The 13,481-nt window shown below is 59.1% G+C and carries 12 protein-coding genes; 8 read left to right on the top strand and 4 right to left on the bottom strand.

Features of this window, described 5'->3' with window-relative positions; translation table 11 throughout:
- Position 1: 1 nt before the first annotated feature.
- Positions 2 to 1,852: a 3D-(3,5/4)-trihydroxycyclohexane-1,2-dione acylhydrolase (decyclizing) gene (iolD, locus tag AC04SG_RS25875; protein WP_488553351.1), complete on the bottom strand. Its 1,851-nt coding sequence runs from the start codon at positions 1,850 to 1,852 to the stop codon at positions 2 to 4.
- Positions 1,853 to 1,959: 107 nt separating this feature from the next.
- Between iolD and iolG the strand changes: the two genes are divergently transcribed.
- The 8 genes from iolG to AC04SG_RS25835 all read left to right on the top strand — a co-directional run bounded on the left by iolG (position 1,960) and on the right by AC04SG_RS25835 (position 10,589).
- On the top strand, positions 1,960 to 2,970 hold the full coding sequence (iolG, locus tag AC04SG_RS25870; RefSeq protein ID WP_488553350.1) for an inositol 2-dehydrogenase: 1,011 nt from the start codon (positions 1,960 to 1,962) through the stop codon (positions 2,968 to 2,970).
- A 3-nt stretch (positions 2,971 to 2,973) separates the two neighbouring features.
- A complete protein-coding gene (locus tag AC04SG_RS25865) occupies positions 2,974 to 4,404 on the top strand; it encodes an NAD-dependent succinate-semialdehyde dehydrogenase (RefSeq protein ID WP_488553349.1) in 1,431 nt (476 codons plus the stop codon).
- Positions 4,405 to 4,413: 9 nt separating this feature from the next.
- A complete protein-coding gene (locus AC04SG_RS25860) occupies positions 4,414 to 5,223 on the top strand; it encodes an HpcH/HpaI aldolase family protein (protein ID WP_488553348.1) in 810 nt (269 codons plus the stop codon).
- Positions 5,223 to 6,191 (top strand): hydroxyacid dehydrogenase, encoded by a 969-nt coding sequence (locus AC04SG_RS25855; RefSeq protein ID WP_488553347.1) that lies wholly within the window; start codon positions 5,223 to 5,225, stop codon positions 6,189 to 6,191. Before AC04SG_RS25860 ends, AC04SG_RS25855 begins: the two co-directional genes overlap by 1 nt.
- Positions 6,192 to 6,414: 223 nt before the next feature.
- Positions 6,415 to 7,491: an ABC transporter substrate-binding protein gene (locus AC04SG_RS25850; protein WP_488553346.1), complete on the top strand. Its 1,077-nt coding sequence runs from the start codon at positions 6,415 to 6,417 to the stop codon at positions 7,489 to 7,491.
- Between the two features lie 57 nt (positions 7,492 to 7,548).
- Positions 7,549 to 8,364 (top strand): ATP-binding cassette domain-containing protein, encoded by an 816-nt coding sequence (locus AC04SG_RS25845; RefSeq protein ID WP_488553345.1) that lies wholly within the window; start codon positions 7,549 to 7,551, stop codon positions 8,362 to 8,364.
- A gap of 34 nt (positions 8,365 to 8,398) precedes the next feature.
- On the top strand, positions 8,399 to 9,598 hold the full coding sequence (locus AC04SG_RS25840) for a sugar ABC transporter permease (RefSeq protein ID WP_488553344.1): 1,200 nt from the start codon (positions 8,399 to 8,401) through the stop codon (positions 9,596 to 9,598).
- Positions 9,599 to 9,704: 106 nt separating this feature from the next.
- On the top strand, positions 9,705 to 10,589 hold the full coding sequence (locus AC04SG_RS25835; protein WP_488553343.1) for a MurR/RpiR family transcriptional regulator: 885 nt from the start codon (positions 9,705 to 9,707) through the stop codon (positions 10,587 to 10,589).
- Between the two features lie 497 nt (positions 10,590 to 11,086).
- Here AC04SG_RS25835 and AC04SG_RS25830 read toward each other — a convergent pair whose 3' ends face one another.
- The 3 genes from AC04SG_RS25830 to AC04SG_RS25820 all read right to left on the bottom strand — a co-directional run bounded on the left by AC04SG_RS25830 (position 11,087) and on the right by AC04SG_RS25820 (position 12,377).
- A complete protein-coding gene (locus tag AC04SG_RS25830) occupies positions 11,087 to 11,317 on the bottom strand; it encodes an HGGxSTG domain-containing protein (protein WP_488553370.1) in 231 nt (76 codons plus the stop codon).
- Between the two features lie 251 nt (positions 11,318 to 11,568).
- Positions 11,569 to 12,072: a hypothetical protein gene (locus tag AC04SG_RS25825; RefSeq protein WP_488553342.1), complete on the bottom strand. Its 504-nt coding sequence runs from the start codon at positions 12,070 to 12,072 to the stop codon at positions 11,569 to 11,571.
- Positions 12,072 to 12,377, bottom strand: coding sequence for a helix-turn-helix transcriptional regulator (locus tag AC04SG_RS25820; RefSeq protein WP_488553341.1), 306 nt, complete (start codon positions 12,375 to 12,377; stop codon positions 12,072 to 12,074). Before AC04SG_RS25820 ends, AC04SG_RS25825 begins: the two co-directional genes overlap by 1 nt.
- Between the last annotated feature and the right edge of the window lie 1,104 nt (positions 12,378 to 13,481).

The following is a 13,481-nucleotide window of genomic DNA, read 5'->3' as shown; positions in this document are numbered from 1 at the left end:
GTCAAACTCCGACCCGCTGCTTGCTGCGGATTTCAAGTTGCTGGACGCGCGCCTTTTGCACGGACTCATGCTCGGAGATCTCTGGCACGCCAACGTCCCAGTCGGCGTCTCCAGGCACCCATGCAAAGGCATCCGTGACGATGGTGAGCACGGTCGTTCGGTCGGTCTCTTGCGCCCATTCCATGGCGGCCTTGAGATCGGCGAGGCTTTCGCAACGGCGCGCCAAAGCCCCCATGGATTCGGCGTGCTTCACGAAGTCGACGGCGAACGGCTCCTTGACGCGGCAATCCTTGAGGAGATTGTTGAAGCCGGGTACACCCTTGAATTGCTGCAGCCGGTTGATGACGGCGAAACCGCCATTGTCGCAAACCACCACGATCATCTTGTGGCCCGCAAGCACGGTCGAGTAGATGTCGGAATTCATCATCATGTAGGTGCCGTCGCCGATCATCACGATCGGCATGCCGTCACCGTTCTTCGCCATGGCATGACCCCAGCCGGCGGCGATCTCGTAGCCCATGCAACTGAACCCGAATTCGCAATCGAAGGTGTTGCTCTGCTTCACCCGCCAGCCCTTGGTGACTTCGCCTGGCGTGCCGCCGGCGGCGGCGATCAGCGTGTCGTTCGGTTTGGCGGCCTCATTCACCACCGCCACGACCTGGGCATAGGTGGGAACCGGGCCGTTGGTCGGTGCCTGATACTCGTCGAGCAACTTGTTCCAATCCGCGAACAGCGCCTTCGCGCGCTTCATGTGGTCGGGACTGATCTTCCAGTCGCCGAGCGCCGCGTCCAGTTCGGTAACCGTTTCGAGCGCATCGCCGACGACTGCGACCGCACGATGCTTGGTCGCGTCATAGCGGGCGGCGTTGATCGATATGAATCTGGCGTCTCGCCGAAAGGCGGTCCAGGATCCAGTCGTGAAATCCTGCAGCCGTGTTCCGATCGCCAGGATGACATCTGCGTCCTGCGCGAGCGCATTCGCGGAGGTCGAACCGATGATGCCGATAGGTCCGGCGTGCGCGGGATGGTCATGTGTGAGAGCGCTTTTGCCGGCTATGGTCTCCACGATCGGAATGCCGCGCCGAACCGCGAAATCAGCGACGAGCTCCTCGGCCATTGAGTATCGAACGCCACCGCCTGAGATGATAAGGGGCTTCTTTGCCTTCTTTAAAAGCTCCACGGCCTCGGAAAGCTTGTTGCGGTCCGGCCTTGGACGCGGCACAGCCCAGGTCGTCGGCTCAAAGAACGCAAGCGGATAGTCATACGCCACCTCTTGCGCGTCCTGTGCCAGGCCGAGAAACGCGGGTCCGCAATCGCCCGGGTCGAGCATTGCTGCGACCGCTTGCGGCAGCGACGAAATGATCTGCTCGGGCAGCAGGATGCGATCCCAATACCGCGTCACTGCCTTGAAGGCGTCGTTGACGGATATGGTCGGATCATTGAAATGCTCGACCTGCTGCATGACAGGATCCGGCACGCGATTTGCAAAGATATCGCCGGCAATGAGAAGCACCGGCAGGCGATTGGCATGTGCCGTTCCGGCGGCGGTTATCATATTGGTCGCGCCTGGTCCGATCGATGTCGCTGCGACCATGAGCCGGCGACGTCGATATGCCTTTGCAAAGGCAACTGCGGCGAGCGCCATCGACTGCTCGTTCTGGCCGCGCCAGGTCGGCAATTTGTCTTGTACCGCTTCCAGCGCCTCGGAAAGGCAGGTGACATTGCCATGGCCAAAGATACCGAATACGCCGGCGAACAGAGACACCTTCTCCCCGTCTATCTCCGTGAATTGATTGCATAAATAGCGCACTAACGCCTGCGCCATCGTCAGGCGCACGGTCTCGCGGGACATAGCATCTCCTCCCATGCATCAGGTTTCGAGATACCTACGAAAAATTTATTGACAATGCAAGAGTTTCGCAACAAACATTGCAAAAATGTGCGCGAGTGGAGGAATTCTTGTTGAAAATCGCAGTGCTTGGCTGCGGCAGAATTGGCCGCATGCATGCGGCCAACATTGCCACGCATCCCCGTGCATCGCTGGCCGGCGTGCTCGATGTGCATCGTCCCGCCGCTGAAGAAGTGGGCGCTAAATTGGGTGTGCCGGTTTTCGATTCTGTCGATGCCGTGATCGAGAACGAGCACGTCGACGCGGTGCTGATCGCCACATCCACGCCAACTCACGCTAGTTTGCTCGAGAAGGCGGTCGCCGCCGGCAAGCCGGTTCTTTGCGAGAAGCCGATCGATCTCGATCTGAGCCGCGTGCAGCGATGCGCAGAGGCCATCCGGTCCAATAGCAATATCCCCATCATGCTTGGCTTTGTCAGGCGCTTCGATCCTGGTCATCGGGCCCTGCGCGACGCGGTCCGCGCGGGGGACATCGGCGATCTGCATCAGGTGGTCATCACATCGCGCGATCCTGGAATGCCGCCAGTGGCCTATGCCGAGGCTTCCGGCGGTATTTTCCGCGACATGACCATTCACGACTTCGATATGGCGCGGTTTGTTCTAGGCGAAGAGGTCACCGAAGTGTTCGCTGCCGGAAGCCGGCTGGTCGACAAGGCGTTGATGGATCGCCTGGATGATTACGACACCGTTTCGGTCGTTCTCAAAACAGCGTCGGGCAAGCAATGCATCATCAACAATTCGAGGCAGGCAACCTACGGCTATGACCAGCGTGTTGAGGCCTTGGGTTCCGGCGGTATGCTGGTTTCGGAAAATCGCCGGCCGCACATGACCAGCCTCCATCGGGCGGACTTCACGGGCAAGGCTGCTCCGCTGCTCAATTTTTTCATCGATCGATATGCCGAGGCTTTCATGGCGGAAATCGGCGCCTTCGTGGATGCCATCGAAACTGGAAAAAAGCCGGAGGTCGGTTTCGAGGACGGCCATGCGGCCCTCGTGCTGGCCGAAGCGGCGATCAGGTCGGCCGCCGAGCGCCGCACCGTCAGCATCAGTGAGATTGGGTGATTCATGTACGAGAACTATGGTCTGTTCATCGATGGCCAGTGGATGGCCGCATCGGACAAGACGCAAGCCGAAGTCGTCAGCCCCGTCAGCGACCAAGCAATGGGCGCTGTGCCCGTTGCGACCGTGGCCGATACCGAAGCCGCGCTCGCGGCGGCCGCCAGAGGGTTGCGAGAATGGCGGTCCACGGGCGGGTTCGCCCGTGCGGATGCCCTTCACAAGATCGCCGATGAGATGACACGGCGTGCCGACGACGCCAAACGCATGATCGCGCTCGAGACGGGCAAGCCTGTCGCGCAAGCGGAGCGAGAGTGGATATTGGCGATTGACCAATTCAGGTGGTTCGCCGAGGAGGCGCGGCGGATTTACGGCAGGATCATCGAATCGCGGGTTCCCGGTGGCCGCTTCGAAGTGTCCCGTGAACCGGTGGGCATTGTCGGCGCCTTCACCGCCTGGAACTTCCCCGCAGCGCTTGTCGCACGCAAAGTCGCGCCGGCGCTGGCCGCCGGCTGCTCGGTCGTCGTGCGTCCGTCAAGCCAAACGCCGGGGGTCGCCATGGTGATGGTGGACTGCATGCGTGCCCTTCCCAAGGGCACCGTCAACCTCGTGGTGGGACCCACGACCACCACCTATGCCCCGATCATGGCCGACAAGGCCGTGCGAAAAGTGTCCTTGACCGGCTCGACCCGCATCGGCCAGCAGATGATCCGGGACGCAGCAGACACCGTCAAGAAAGTGTCGATGGAACTTGGCGGCAACGCCCCCTTGATCGTCTATGACGACGCGGATCTCGAACTCGCGCTCAACGTTTCGGTGCCGACGAAGTTTGCGAATGCCGGCCAGGTGTGCGTAACGCCGGATCGGTTCTTCATCCACGACAGTCTTCACGATCAGTTCGTCGACGGCTTCGTCAAGAGGGCCAAGGCACTCAAGCTAGGCGATGGGCTTGATCCGTCGACCCAGATGGGCCCGCTGATAAACGCAGCGCGATTCAGAGAGATCGACGCCATCGTCGCCGATGCGGTGAAGGCAGGCGCGACTTTGGTCGCGGGGGGCGGTCGCGCGCCGGATCTCAATGCGGGCCACTTCTTCGAACCGACCGTCCTGACCGATGTCACCGACGATATGAAGGTCTTCGACCAGGAGAACTTCGGTCCCATCGCGGCAATCACGCGCTTCACCGAGGAAGAGGAGGCGCTCTCCAGGGCAAATGCTTCGGACATGGGCCTGTCCGCCTATGCATTCACCCGTTCGCCGGGGCGAGCGCGTCGTACTGTTTCCGCGCTGAAGGCCGGGATGGTCGGCATCAACAGCTTCGCGCTGGCGGCATCCGAAGCTCCATTCGGCGGCACCAACCACTCCGGCATGGGACGTGAAGGCGGCACCGAAGGCATTAACGACTACCTCGATACCAAGCTCGCGCAAATCGTCTTCTAGGAGGCTCGGATGATAAAGAACAAGCTGAAGCAGATTTGGGCCGAGGGTCGACCGACAATCAACGGCTGGCTTTCCATCGGCAACGCTTTCACAGCCGAGATCATGGCTGCGCAAGGCTATGACTCCGTTTCGATCGATATCCAGCACGGCGCTTTGGACTATTCCACGGTGCTGCCCATGTTTCAGGCCATGCGGGCTTCCGGTGTCGTGCCGATGGCTCGTGTTCCCTGGCTCGAACCCGGTATCATCATGAAAGCGCTGGATGCGGGCGCATATGGCATTATCTGCCCGATGGTAAACACCGGCGCGCAGGCTGCGGAGTTCGTCAGCTACCTGCGTTATCCGCCATCAGGGCAGCGCAGCTTCGGGCCAACCAGGGTCAGCTTCGCGGCCGGCTCCAACTACGCCGGCGAAGCCAATGACGAAATCCTGGCTTTTGCAATGGTCGAGACCAGGCAGGCGATGGACAACCTCGACGAGATCGCCGCTACACGCGGCCTGGACGGGATCTATGTCGGGCCTGCGGATTTGACGCTCAGCCTGACGCAGGGCAGGCTGCCTCCCGCCTTCGATCGCGAAGAGCCCGAGATGATCGATGCCCTGCACCGGATCGTCGCGACCTGCAAAGCCAATGGCATCAAAGCTGCCCTGCACTGCGGCACCGCCGACTACGCAGCCCGCGCCATCGAATGGGGGTTCAACATGACCACTGTTGCGGGGGACTCTCGCCTCCTGGCCGCAGCCGCGGCGGCAAGTGTCGGTCGGTTTCGGGAACTGACGGGTCGGGTCGCTGCCGCCGGAGAGAAGGGGGCCTACTGATGCCGCACATCCTCGTTGCCGGGAAACTGCATCCCTCCGGCGTAGCCCTCCTGAACAGCCTGCCCGATGTCACGTTCGACTATGTCGAAGAAGTGTCCGAGCAATCATATGCACCTCTGATCGGCAAGGCCGACGCGCTCGTTCTTCGGACGCAACCCTTGTCTGCCGAGACCGTTGCGAAAGCCGATCGCCTGAGGGTCGTCTCCCGGCATGGGGTTGGATATGACGCCGTCCATTTGCCGTCGTTGAACGAGCGCGGCATCGCGCTCACGATCGTTGGGGATGTGAATTCAGTCTCGGTCGCTGAACACGCCATGATGCTGATCCTTGCCGCATCCAAACGTGCGCTTCGTGCCGATCGCTCGGTACGGCAACCCAGCGAGTGGGGATGGCGCAACAATTTGGAGGCGGAGGAGATCTCGGGCAAGAACCTTCTCATTGTCGGATTTGGCCGAATTGGGCGCCATCTGGCGCGCATGGCTTCCGGCTTTGGCATGGAGGTCAGGGCTTTCGACCCCTACTTGAAGGAGCAAGGCTGGCCCGAAGGTCCGGTCCGCGCGGTAGACACGCTGCGTGATGGTTTGTCGTGGGCCGATTTCATTTCGATCAACATACCGAAGGCCGACCAACCTCTGATAGGCCGCGCAGAATTTGCTGTCATGAGGCGCGGCGCCATCCTCGTGAATACGGCCAGGGGAGGCATTGTCGAGGAGCAAGCCCTCGTTGATGCTTTGCGCTCTGGCCAGGTCGGCGCCGCAGGCCTTGACGTCTTCGACCGTGAGCCACCAGCCGAAGGCAACCCACTGGTCAATCTGGATCAGGTCATCCTCTCGCCTCATATCGCCGGACTGACAAAAGAGTGCGGAGAGCGAATGGCTGTGGCTTCAGTCCGAAACGTAATCGATTTCTTTTCGGGGAAGATCGATCCGGCCCTGGTCGTGAATCGCTCCGCAGGCAAGGCCGCTTGACCAGGTCGTTACGTCGAGGCGGACGCATCGATGCAATGTTTGTTGCGGATTTATGTATCGGTCACGCATCGTTGCATTTTTCCTTTGACTCATCGTGTTTTGCAGAATAGATAATTACGCAATGGGCATTGCAAACGTCAGTGTTCAGGCCGGGGAGGAGAAGGCGAGGAGAGGGATCTCTAGCCCGCAGCTCCGGGTAACCATTGTTCCACGGGAGGTATGAATGGAACGACTGATCTCTACCCTTTTCGCGTCAACCGTCATTTCCGCGACCCTGATTGGCGGCGCCGCTGCTGCGGACAAGGCGAAGGTTTTCTTCCTTCTGCCCAACGAAACCACGATCCGCTTTGAGAGCCGTGATGCTCCTTTTTTCGTTGCGGCCATGAAGGAAAAAGCCCCGGACGTTGAAGTCGTCGTCGCGAACGCCCAGGGCGACCCATCCAAGCAGCAGTCGCAGGTCGAGGACGCCATTGCCCAGGGGGCGAAGGTCATCCTCCTCACTTCCGCCGATGCCAATCTCGCGGCTGGCGAGCTGGCGGCGGCCGCCAAGGCGAATGTGCCGGTCGTGCTCTACGATCACGATGCCGTCGGCGGAAAAGCCGAGGCTCACGTGGTGTTTGACTCGCTTGCCGTTGGCCGCGAGCAGGGCAAGCGCGCCGCCGAACTGATCAAGGCTATGTCGAAAACCCCGGTAAAGGTTGCCCGAGTGAAGGGCAACCAGGGCGAATATGGCACCAAGCAGTATGAAGCTGGCCAGGACGAATTCCTGAAGCCGCTGATCGATTCCGGCAAGGTCCAGGTCGTCTGTGAGCAATACACGCAGAACTGGGATCCGACGATCGCTCAGAGCTTTGCCGAAGACTGCCTCACCAAGAATGGCGGCGACGTCGATGTCTTCATCGGCATGAACGACGGCACGACCGGCGGCTCGGTTGCAGCACTGATTTCCCAGGGCTTCAAACCAGGCGACAAGCTGGTGACTGGCGGTCAGGATGCAACCGTCGAAGCGCTGCGCTACGTCGCGCAGGGCTGGCAGGACAACTCCGTGCTCAAGGACCTCAAGGTTCAGGCGACCTATGCCGCCGATGTGGTCGCATCGATCGTGGCAGGCAAAGGGGTTCCGCAGAACCTGATCAACGGCAAGGTCAACAACACCTTCATGGACGTGCCAGCCGTATTCCTTCCAGTCTCCAACATCACCAAGGACAACCTCGGCGATGTGGTCAAGGCAGGTGTCTGGACCTGGGCGGAAATCTGTAAGGGCATTGAGACGACGGATACCTGCAAGAAGAACCTGTAGAGCCACCAAGGGGGGCCACCGAGGATGGCCCCCCACCGAGCCTGGGGAGGAGAAACGATGACCGCACCAGCAGATGCGCCTTCGATGCGGAACGCGCCGGCCACGAGTTCGTCGGTGCCGCTCATTTCCCTCCGCAACATCCAGAAGTCCTTTGGGTCGGTGCATGCGCTACGCGGCGCGTCCGTGGACGTTCACGCCGGCGAGATTGTTGCCCTTGTCGGTGACAATGGAGCCGGCAAGTCGACGCTCGTCAAAGTCATGGCAGGCGTTCACGCCGCTGACTCCGGCGAATACGAGATCGAAGGCAGGCCGGCGCTCGTTCGCACCCCGTCGGATGCCACCAAGCATGGCATTGCCACCGTCTACCAGGATCTCGCCCTATGCAACAATCTGGACGCGGTGCAGAACCTGTTTTTGGGACGCGAGCTTACCGGCTCGCGCCTGTTTGGTAGCCGCATAAGACGAGCGGAGTGCGAAGTGCGGGCACGCGAGGTCATGTCCCGGATGCGGCTTAGCAATCTATCGCTAACCCGACCCGTCGGTGCGATGTCGGGAGGACAGCGCCAGAACATCGCCATCGCCCGATCGGTCCTGTGGAAGCCCAAGGTGGTGATCTTGGACGAGCCCACGGCGGCCCTGAGCCACTCGGCCGCGCAGCAAGTCGCGGACCTTATACGCAGCCTGGCCGATGATGGGCTTGGTGTGGTCGTTGTCAGCCATGACATCCATCATTTCGTGGTCAACTCGACAGACAGGATCGAGGTTATGCGCCTTGGCGCGAACGCCGCCAGTTTCCGGTCGAAAGAGGTGACCGGCGAGACGGTCGTGAATGCGATGGTGGGCGGCAACGAAGGTGTAAATCTGGCCGGCTGATCCGCCGCCGAAAATTCACCTCAGGGAGGAAATCATGGTCTCGATCCCGGCAAGCGCGGCTCCGAAACGCCGCACCTTTGGCGAGTTGCTTGGAAGCGACCTTCGGGCGTTGCCAGTAATAATTGGACTCGTGGCGCTTTGGGTCTTCTTCGCTCTTCAAAGCGACGTGTTTCTCACGCCTCGCAATCTTTCGAACTTGTTGCTGCAGTCGACTGTCGTCGGCATCATGGCGCTCGGTCTGATGTTTGTGCTTCTGGTTCGCGAGATCGATCTCTCGATTGCGGCTATCCACGGCGTCACGGCAGTGATGAGCGCCAAAATGATTGTCGACTACGGCATCTCCCCCTGGCTTGCTCTTCCGCTGTCCGTCTTGCTTGGTGCTGCAATCGGGTCGGGCTCAGCCCGCTGGGTAAACTGGATCGGTGTGCCTTCGTTCGTGGTTACGCTAGGGCTCGGTCTCGCCTTGAACGGCATCCAGCTTCTTTTATTGCCTGCCACCGCACGTTTCGGGCTCATGGGCACGGGCGTCGAATTGATCGCACAAACGACGATCGAAGGAATTTACGCCTGGGTTGCCTGGGCGGTCGGCATCGTGGTGCTGGCGCTTCTCATTCTTTCCAGCATCCGGCGCAGACGCAAAGTCGGCCTGGAAGTCTCTATCATGCATTCGGTCGTTATACCGTTGACTGTATCGGCACTCATCGGCGCGGGGGTGGTCGTAATCCTCAATGCCAATCAGGGAATTCCGTTACCAGTGCTCATATTTGCCGTTCTGCTTGGGCTGGGCGGGTACATTCTCAACGAAACGCAGTTCGGGCTCTACCTCTACGCGATCGGCAACAATGCCGAGGCCGCCAGGCGCTCCGGCATCAAGGTGCCGCGCATCCGGACTGCGGCGTTTGCCATCGCCGGTGGCGTCGCTGCAATAGCGGGCATCATTGCCTCCTCACGTACGCTGGGTGTGGGTGTGTTTTCCGGCGGCGGCGTCGGCGGCGGTACCCTTCTGCTGGAATCCATAGCGGCGGCAGTCATCGGGGGCGTCAGCCTGTTCGGTGGGCGCGGCGCCATCCATGCGGCACTGCTTGGGGCGTTGGTCATCGGAACCGTTCAAAACGGCCTGAATCTAATGGGCGTCAAGAACGAGGTCAGGCTTATCGTCACCGGATTGCTGCTCGTCCTTGCGGTCTCGATCGACAAGATCATCGAAAAATTGACCGGTCAGCAGGCCTATTGAACGATGGAAATGGTCCGCATTGAAAGGTGCGGACCATTTCGCCAATCCATTGGCAATTCCAACGAGTTCGGGGCACACTGCAACGAATTTTGCAGGAATCTTGAATATGAATGTTGCCGAACCGCCGAAGAACTACGAAGAGCTCATCCGCCTCGTGCATGATCGTTTCGAGGGCATGAGTAAATCGTATCAGGCCATCTCAGTTTACCTGACCCAAAACCCGAACGACGTAGCGGTTCTCTCGGTAACCGCGATCGCCGAGCGCTGTGGAATCCACGCGTCCAGTTTTGTTCGGTTCGCGCAGTCACTCGGCTATGAGGGCTTCAAAGAGCTTCAGGGCTTGTTTCAGAAGCGCCTTTCCACGGCCGCGCCAGGCTTCGAGGCGAGAATGCGGGCTCTCGAAGCGGAGCTGGGCAGTCGCGAAGATCGAAGCGAACTCGGGTTTCTGCGGGATCTGGTTGTGCGGGATATCGCATCGCTGCAGGATTTGCTGGCGGACGTTTCGGCTGACAAGATCGTCGAGGCCGTCGATTTATTGCAGAAGAGTGAGACGGTCTACCTGATAGGACAGCTGCGCTCGGCCCCCGTTGTCGATCTGCTTCGCTACGTCCTGACGATGCTTGGCAAACGTTGCGTTCTGCTGGATCCCAGTGGCGGCCTCGCAACCTACATGGCGCGCACGATTACTCAGCGCGACCTGCTGTTTGCGGTATCCTTCCGGTTCTACGCAACGGAAGTCGTCAATGTCGTGGAACAGGTAGCCGCGGCGCATGTGCCGATCATCGCCATCTCCGACAGCACCTTGTCGCCACTCGCGAAGTCAGCCTCGGTGCTTTTCGCTGTCCCGGAACACGAATATACGTTCTCGCGCTCGCTGGCAGCGCCGATGTGCCTTGCACAAGCCCTCACGGTGGCATTGGCAAGCCGGCTCCAGCAGAGCCCGGATAGTCCTCGCATACCAACAGTTACCAGTCCTCACGGCCGGCAGTAGCAGCCTGCTTCTTGAAGGGGGGTTCGACGCAAAGTGGTCGTGCCACATCAGACGCATCTGAAAGCGGACGATCCGTTTACGCCCCAAGGCTGCCGGACTGCTTCGCGCCTCCTTGTCGCCTTCCTAGACAGCTATACAGCTTCCCACAAGCTGCCGTACATTCAGGCTTCTAATCTGCAGATTGGGGCACCTTGTCCCAGAAAAACCAATGTGATCGGGAAACTCGCGAGACGCGTTGGCGCCTATACATCACGCGCCTTAAGATTCCCAGGCCGCTACAGCGCGCCTGAAACGCGTTTACCCCAAAACAATTTTTTCACGTCAACAAAAGTCAACATAATCGTAATACCCCATGGAACGACGCGCTTTTCGTGTGATGTTATTCGTAAGCTTTGTTGACCTATCCATATTGGTTTGCGACCGTCCGGAAACATCTGAGATCGTCTCTCAAACACCACGGCCAGCCAAGCCAATTTGCAGACGTGAGCCTGGCTCCATCATGGATTGTTCTCAGCTCTCCACCTTTCCCAACGAGAGCGTTGCGCTTCGGCTATCCGATCCTTTCCAGCTTGAGATGTGGGGCCTGTGCTCAGCCCACCATGAAACCGACATCGGAGCTTCCCTGGCACAACTGCGTTTCTGCATTCCGTTCCCTTCCTGGTCTTAGCTTCGCATGACTCGACGTAGCTTTGCGACAACTGGTTCTTTCCTCCTTGATCGATCCTCACGTCCAAAGCAGGGGATGGATTTTCCCGCTAGCGCGAACTTTTTTCGAATGACGGTCTAGGTAAGATTCTTTGGTTGGTTTCGGTGGATTTCCGTTTTGTCTCTCTGCGTAAAGTCTCTGTGTTGATACCCTATCGATAGGGTATGGATAGGGTGTCGATACGGTATCCGTAGGGTATCGGTAGTGTATCGATACTGTATCGATAGCGTTTGGACGGGCCTTTGATGGCGCACTGAGAGCGACCCATATCTGCTAGGCGTTCGGCTTCCCACCCTGGCCAATTCGAGTATTCGCAATGCGCGAGTTAAATGGAACTACGTCGGAGCTCTTCACCATCTTTCCTGCGCGCTGCTCGAGATCAGCTAGCATTCCTGGGCACCGCTGCTCAAGTTCAGCTAGCACCGCAGTGCGCACTCGTTTGCTACAGATTTTTTCGATGTGGCCTTTTACACCAATCAGATGTTTAGGATTCATCGGTTTGTTATCTTTGAACCAGCCAACAACAAAATACTCATCCGTTTTTGGGTCGTAGATGATCAAACGACCTTGAATGAGGGAACTACGAGCCAAGGAAAACTGCTGTTTATTCAAGCTGCTATCCGTCATCACGTGAGCGTCGGGTACTTGAAAGCAGCCCGCCATGCTTTGGTACGGAGATGTAAGCATGTAAAAATACAAATAGCGGCTCTCAAGGGTCAGGTTCCTGAAGCGTCGATCTAGCCACATCCGTGGTGCTATCTTCGCAAAATTGCGCATCAGCTCAGCCCTTTCCTGCTGGAGGTCAGTTGATCTTTGGGAAGAGCCCCTGCGGTTTCCTGATGGACAGCTCGGCGGAGTTGCTGGGCATGCGTTTTGGCTTTTGCGCTTTCCCGGACGGCGTCACGTTGAGCCGTCTTTGCATTGAGCCAGGTCTCAAATTCACTTTCGATCCATCCGATGGCGCGCTCGCCAATCTGAACAGGGGCCGGAAAATCTCCGGTCGATACCATCTCGTAGATGGAGCTACGCCCCAGTCCCGATCGGAATACCAGTTCCTTTAGTCTCACTATGCGTACGGCCATTCCATTTCTCTCCGGTGTTTAATGCGAACAGCCGGACGTTAGCGGACGGTCTCTGTAGAGATGGTTGCAGGTTAACAGTTCATTAATTTGTTGCGAAGCGCTTAACCCGCTGTTTTTGCGTGATATTGCCGATTTTGACGGCGCGCTAATTTCGTTGCCGGATGAAGAATCGAGAGAGATTTCGGTCGGCGGTCTGGCCTGGTTGCCTCGGAAATTTGCTGATTCGAATGAGTGATTCGGCGGATGATCTGGACGTTGCCAAACGTCATTGGAGCTGCGGTTGCGGCATACCTAGAGACTGAGACAAGGCTAAAGCGACGCAAGGGCCTTCGAACCTCGGCTGGCCTTCAGGCACTTTGAACGCCCTATATGCAGTTACAACTTCGCCGGCGGCCCGAAGCGCGTCTCGCCGTTCATGCGACGCAGCTGGCCGAGCTTAGCTTTAACGATCGATTTGTCGGGATCTGTGAGGAACAGCGCTTGCACGCGATGGAACGCCTCGTGGTAGGCCGCAACGGGTCGCTGCTGTCCAGCGCGATGACGATCGCGCCTCGACTGGGCGTGTAGTAGCCGCCCGCGGTCCCCGGGCCCGTCGTTCCCAATTCGGCCGCGCCATTCGGAAGCGGGATGCGATCCTCGTGCGTGGTGTCGGCAGGCCAGACGTTTGATGCTGCTCCGCGGGGCTCAGGCGCGTCTGCTCGGTGCACCTCAAGCGCTCAGGCTGCTTTTGCTGTTTTGGGGCGTAGACCATGGAAGGCCTTTCGCGCGACGTCGCCCGTCTCCTTCGACTGTTGCCGAAGCAAGTCGAGCTCAGAGGGCGTCAGCATCGCGGAAGTCGAGGATGTACTCCGCTTCGGAGCGGGTGAGGGCTGAAGGCTGGAGGTTGAGTTCTTGCCTGGCGACATCGCCATACCTCCTTTCGACCTCTCGGATTTGGTCTCGGCTCGCGACCAATTTATCGGAGCGCGCCGCAAGCGCAAGCGTGACCGTTCCTGGAAGCGCATACGCGCCGACGTTCGGGCATCTGGAGCGCGCCGTCGAGCTCAAGTGCGCCAAGTTGGATAACCGTGGCCGAGCTCGGGCCGTTTTGTCGGCGATGATGAG

It is taken from the genome of Mesorhizobium sp. CNPSo 4684, from assembly GCF_057784315.1.
The sequence above is the reverse complement of the archived record's forward strand: the minus strand, read 5'-3'. Positions and strand labels throughout refer to the sequence as shown.

What these genes read in the sequence shown, in the direction of transcription:
- iolD (WP_488553351.1), bottom strand. Translation starts at nt 1,852, where the DNA reads ATGTCCCGCGAGACCGTGCGCCTGACGATGGCGCAGGCGTTAGTGCGC.
- AC04SG_RS25865 (WP_488553349.1), top strand. Translation starts at nt 2,974, where the DNA reads ATGTACGAGAACTATGGTCTGTTCATCGATGGCCAGTGGATGGCCGCA.
- AC04SG_RS25860 (WP_488553348.1), top strand. Translation starts at nt 4,414, where the DNA reads ATGATAAAGAACAAGCTGAAGCAGATTTGGGCCGAGGGTCGACCGACA.
- AC04SG_RS25855 (WP_488553347.1), top strand. Translation starts at nt 5,223, where the DNA reads ATGCCGCACATCCTCGTTGCCGGGAAACTGCATCCCTCCGGCGTAGCC.
- AC04SG_RS25850 (WP_488553346.1), top strand. Translation starts at nt 6,415, where the DNA reads ATGGAACGACTGATCTCTACCCTTTTCGCGTCAACCGTCATTTCCGCG.
- AC04SG_RS25845 (WP_488553345.1), top strand. Translation starts at nt 7,549, where the DNA reads ATGACCGCACCAGCAGATGCGCCTTCGATGCGGAACGCGCCGGCCACG.
- AC04SG_RS25840 (WP_488553344.1), top strand. Translation starts at nt 8,399, where the DNA reads ATGGTCTCGATCCCGGCAAGCGCGGCTCCGAAACGCCGCACCTTTGGC.
- AC04SG_RS25835 (WP_488553343.1), top strand. Translation starts at nt 9,705, where the DNA reads ATGAATGTTGCCGAACCGCCGAAGAACTACGAAGAGCTCATCCGCCTC.
- AC04SG_RS25825 (WP_488553342.1), bottom strand. Translation starts at nt 12,072, where the DNA reads ATGCGCAATTTTGCGAAGATAGCACCACGGATGTGGCTAGATCGACGC.
- AC04SG_RS25820 (WP_488553341.1), bottom strand. Translation starts at nt 12,377, where the DNA reads ATGGCCGTACGCATAGTGAGACTAAAGGAACTGGTATTCCGATCGGGA.